The sequence below is a fragment of the Streptomyces sp. H27-H5 genome (assembly GCF_026627505.1).
Classification (GTDB): Bacteria; Actinomycetota; Actinomycetes; order Streptomycetales; family Streptomycetaceae; genus Streptomyces.
In genome coordinates this window covers 1-4,307 of the sequence record NZ_JAPNLK010000219.1, presented here as the reverse complement: position 1 = coordinate 4,307, position 4,307 = coordinate 1, and the positions used below count along the sequence as shown (strand labels likewise).

Below are 4,307 nucleotides of genomic sequence, written 5' to 3'. Positions count from 1 at the left end.
ATTTCACTTACGAGGTGCCCTCTTGCTCGGGTCTGATGGAAGCGTAGAAACTCCCATCATCCCAGGTCAGCGGGCACCTCTTCTGATTTCTCCATCCACAGCCCGACCACTACGCGGTGGATCCAGGGTCAGGCCGCCGTCGCAGGCTCGGTTCTCGCACGGCTCCCACACCGACCCCAGGAAGCGGGAAGTCTGCCCGTCGTCCACGGTGGGGAAGTCGCGTTCCTGCTTGCGGATCTCTCGGGCGGTGGGAGGGTGCGCGGTGGCCGCCGGGTTGGCGGGTATCAGCTTGGGCACAGCAGCGCCGAGGGCACCCGACAGGATGTTGTGTACGTGCCGGACAGTCTTGGCCCCGAGGGGCTTGCCCTTGTTCGTCGGACACGGGGCGGATTCCAGCAGCCGGTACAGGTCGTCAAGGGTGTCGTCCGTGACCTCGCACAGCTTCACGCCGCCGATGTGCGGCTTGATGTGCAGACGGATCTTCGTCTCGTACCCGGCCACGGTCGTTCCCTCCTTCCTGTGATTGCTCAGCCACTTGTCGAGCCAGTCACCCAGCTTCATGTCCGAGCGGGCGGCGATCTTCCCTGCGTCGTGGTCGTTGTGCCACTGCCGTAGTGCCTTCTCGGCCTCGGTCTTGGTCTTGTACTCCCGGCCTATCCAGTAGCGCTCCTGCTTCCCCGTTGCTTTGTTGAAGTGGAGGGGCGTTCTTACGCCCCAGGTGTTCGGTCGGCCCTTGCGCGGGATCTCCACCGGAGTCCCCCCGAGCCCGTTACCGCGCTTTGCCGCGTGGGTCAGTTGCCTTCCTGCTCGCGCCACCACTGGGTAAGGAGGGCTGTCGCCTTGTCCGTGAGCCGTTGTCCGTCCCAGAGGCCGAGTTCCTTAGATCGTTTGATGCGCTCGGACATGGTGGCCTTGCCGATCCCCAGACGGCCGGCCAGCTCGCCTTGAGGGGCCGTGGTGCCGGTGGCGCGCATCCGGACCAGTTCCGCAACAAGGAGGGTGTAGTCCTCTTCCGTGCGGCAGCGCGCCGGTACCGGGTAGGGCTCGTTCATGGCTCGGTCATCCTGCTTGGCGAGTACCGCGCGGGCCCCTGCCTTGATCTCCGCTAGTGGGATCTGACGGAGGAGGTTGGCTGGGATGCCGTCTGTCTCCAGGGCCGCATCCATGCCTTCGTCGATCTCTTGGGGACTGCCGCCCACCGCCAGGCGAATGGTCAGCTCTGAGGGGCCGTTGAACGGCGCCGCAACGGGACAGCGAGCTTCGACACGCCAAGGGCCGTAGAACCTCGTCCAGACGATCTCTGACCCGTCGCGCTGCCACTCCTGGCCTGCTTCTTGTGGTGTTGATGTGTTCACAAGACCGACCCTAGCAGAATCCGAACACACCGCAGCCTGTTCGGAGAGTGTGAGGATCGCCACCACTCCGAACGTGGTGCAGTTGGTTCGGAATGAGTAATGCTGGTTCCGGCCGGACGGCAACGGGGCGGAGCAGTCGCCCACCGGCGAGCAAGGGAGCCCGATGCACTCAAAGTTGATGACCGTTGACGACGTGGCCGACTATCTCAACGTCCCCAAGTCCTGGGTATACGGGAACTGGAAGGCCCGGGGAATCCCCTTCCGGAAGCTGGGTCAGTCCCTCCGGTGCCATCCGGCGCAGCTGGACGAATGGCTAGACCGCCAGAACTGAACAAAGTGACCAACGACGCCCCCGAGGCAACCGGGGGCTTTTTCTTTGCCTGGAGTGGTACTTGACTGCACTCACTGTGAAGCTTGTTGATCTCGTTTGCGCTACCTGCCGCGAGCCCTACACGTACGAACGCCCAGGGGGTCCAGGGAGGAACCCGGCGACGAACCCGAACCACCCGGAGTGCAAGCAGAATCGGGAGAACCAGGGGCGCGCCATGTCGCGGGATCGCGAGCGAAAGGGGCTGCCCCCAAAGAGGCAACCAGAGAGGGCTGACGCTCTCGATATCGCATGGCGGGGCGGGGCCTATGTGGAGGAGGTCCTACGGTTTCGGAGCCCGCCGGAGATGTACGACACCAGGCAGGAGGCGGAGAAGCGCGTTCATCCGGAAATTGCCTATTCGACCCGTGAGGACCGCCGCGCGGTGGCGCTGTGGTTTGCCGACACCAGGGAACCGAAGGTCGGCCCGGAAACTGGGCGCACCTCGTCCCGGTCGCTGACGGTGATCGGCTCTGCTAGGCCGTGGTGGGCATCCGAGGCCATGTGTACGCGAGGCCCGGTCAAGCCCCTGGAGCCGTTCACGATGGGGGGTTGAAGAAGTGGGCGCATCCCATGACCTGCCATGCGTCCGTTTTTTCTTATAGGTGAGGGGAGCTTTCCCCTTGGAGTCATGACCGCTGGGCGGCGGTCCTCTGACGCGGACGAGAGTCCGGGCCCGTTCGAAGTCCTGAGCATCAACAATGCTCGAATGCGGCTCTGCGGATACCTGCCTGTGAGATCACAGCGGACAACCGGAGGGCGGACCCTTACCCCGTGAAGTTGATTGTGTGGGGGTAGGGGCCCGTCTGTCTCTTACGTTGTCCTGTTGTGAGGTTAGGGGCCGCCTTGAGAGCGGCCCTTACTTCTTTCCACTTGATTAGTTTCTGAGGAGGTGTCGCCTATGAGCGACCCACAGACTGATTCCCATTCTCCAGCCCAGGTGCCGGCCGACGGTTCCGAGACTGTCCGGGCCGAGGTGCAGCGTGAGTACGCCACCAAGCTTGCTAAGGCCGAACTCAAGGCTCAGGCCGCCCAGGCCGGTATCAAGCTCGGTGACGGTTTCACCGATTATCTGGATACTTCCAAGCTCCTTGATGAGGACGGAAATCCATCGGCCGAGGCCATCGGCAAGGCCCTGGCTCCGCTCGCTGCGGCCCAGGAGTCGAAGTTCGCTCCTATTGCCGGAGCTGGCTACAACCGCAACGGTCCGCCTTCCGTGCGCCGCGTTTCCCTCGACGTTCGTAACCGCTAACCAGGAGTACCTATATGACCTTTGCCTACCAGTCTGCCGCTAGTCACACGTTCGTCCCGGAAATCTGGGATGCCGACCTGCTCACCCAGTTTGATCCGCTGCTGGTTTGGGCTTCCCCGGTCGTCTCCAACAACAAGTACGAGGGTGAGATCCGGAAGAAGGGTGATGTGGTCCACATCAACTCGCTTCTGCGCCCCTCGGTCGGGGACTACAAGCTCCCCGATGGCATGACAGCCCAGCGGCCGGAGACCGTGGATCAGAAGCTCCCGATCACTGAGGCCAAGTACCTCCAGGTCCTCATTGAGGACGCGGAGCGGGTCCAGGTTGCGGGCGGCCTCAGTTCCCCGATCAACCAGCAGATGATCCGGGCCCTTGCCCGGGAGGCCGACACGTTCATGGGCGGCGTCATCGTCAAGGGCGCCACGGCTCTTCCGAACGTCAAGCCGACCGCAGCGAACATCCCTCAGAGCCTCTACAGCACGATCCTGGACATGATGCTGGCGCTGGACGACAACGACATCCCGGCAGGCCGGTACGTGGTCGTCTCGCCTCGCGTGAAGCGCTACCTCGTGGAACACCCGGCCGTCGCCAACGCTGCGGCCTACGGCGAGGGCGGCGTGACGGCGAACGGTGTCGTGGCCCGTCTGGCGGGCTTCACGATCCTGTCCACCACGGCCATGCCTGCGGGCGTGGACATCGTGGCCGGACACAAGGAGTTCGCCACCTACGCTTCCCAGTTCTCCGGCTTCCGTGAGGGCCAGTCGGAGAAGTACCGGGCCGACTACATCGACACCCTCCACCTGTACGGCGGCAAGATCGTTCGATACCCCGAGCTGGACACCAAGAAGGCGGACAGCACCTTTGATGAGTCCAAGCCGACCAAGGGAATCGTGAAGGCCGCCGTGGAATGGCCCACCGCGGCCTGATCGTCCGATGCATCCGGGGCCCCTGCGAGCACAGGCCGGGGCCCCGTTCCGTTCACGCCCCGCAGTGCCGGCCATCCACCCGCCGGGACCAGAACCGGAGGAGACGCAGCCATGCCCAAGCCCCGTAACCCCATCTCTCGATACCGCGAAGCGCAGAAGCTCACCGTTCTGCCGCTCGACCACGGCCTACCCGTCCCCGACGTTCCGAAGGGTCGGGAATGGTCGGAACACGAGCGGGCCTATTGGATTGAATTGTGGGAGACCCCGCAAGCCTCCCAGTGGGTGACTGTTTTGGACGGCCGGTGAGCTGCGGCGATGTGGTGCGAGGTGGTCCTGCGGGGCCGGTAGATTGACCTTGTGACCGATGCCCCGCCGCAGCTGCCCTCGTACGAGGAGTTGGCCGCGCT

Annotated in this window: 5 protein-coding genes; 3 read left to right on the top strand and 2 right to left on the bottom strand. The window is 64.0% G+C overall.

The features are described 5' to 3' along the window. Positions 1-66: 66 nt before the first annotated feature. On the bottom strand, positions 67-750 hold the full coding sequence (locus OTB19_RS41795) for a hypothetical protein (protein WP_267804098.1): 684 nt from the start codon (positions 748-750) through the stop codon (positions 67-69). Between the two features lie 41 nt (positions 751-791). Continuing rightward, positions 792-1,355 carry a hypothetical protein gene (locus tag OTB19_RS41790; protein WP_267804097.1) on the bottom strand — a complete coding sequence of 188 codons (564 nt, stop codon included), beginning with the start codon at positions 1,353-1,355 and terminating at the stop codon, positions 792-794. A 163-nt stretch (positions 1,356-1,518) separates the two neighbouring features. Here OTB19_RS41790 and OTB19_RS41785 point away from each other — a divergent pair, with 163 nt between their 5' ends. The 3 genes from OTB19_RS41785 (at position 1,519) to OTB19_RS41775 (ending at position 3,900) form a co-directional block, all read left to right on the top strand. Then, entirely contained in the window at positions 1,519-1,686 is a 168-nt protein-coding gene (locus OTB19_RS41785; RefSeq protein ID WP_324290595.1) for a helix-turn-helix domain-containing protein, read from the top strand. 937 nt (positions 1,687-2,623) lie between these two features. Next, positions 2,624-2,974, top strand: coding sequence for a hypothetical protein (locus OTB19_RS41780; RefSeq protein WP_267804095.1), 351 nt, complete (start codon positions 2,624-2,626; stop codon positions 2,972-2,974). A 14-nt stretch (positions 2,975-2,988) separates the two neighbouring features. Further along, positions 2,989-3,900: a hypothetical protein gene (locus tag OTB19_RS41775; RefSeq protein WP_267804094.1), complete on the top strand. Its 912-nt coding sequence runs from the start codon at positions 2,989-2,991 to the stop codon at positions 3,898-3,900. Positions 3,901-4,307: the final 407 nt, after the last annotated feature.

What these genes read in the sequence shown, in the direction of transcription:
- OTB19_RS41785 (WP_324290595.1), top strand. Translation starts at nt 1,519, where the DNA reads ATGCACTCAAAGTTGATGACCGTTGACGACGTGGCCGACTATCTCAAC.
- OTB19_RS41780 (WP_267804095.1), top strand. Translation starts at nt 2,624, where the DNA reads ATGAGCGACCCACAGACTGATTCCCATTCTCCAGCCCAGGTGCCGGCC.
- OTB19_RS41775 (WP_267804094.1), top strand. Translation starts at nt 2,989, where the DNA reads ATGACCTTTGCCTACCAGTCTGCCGCTAGTCACACGTTCGTCCCGGAA.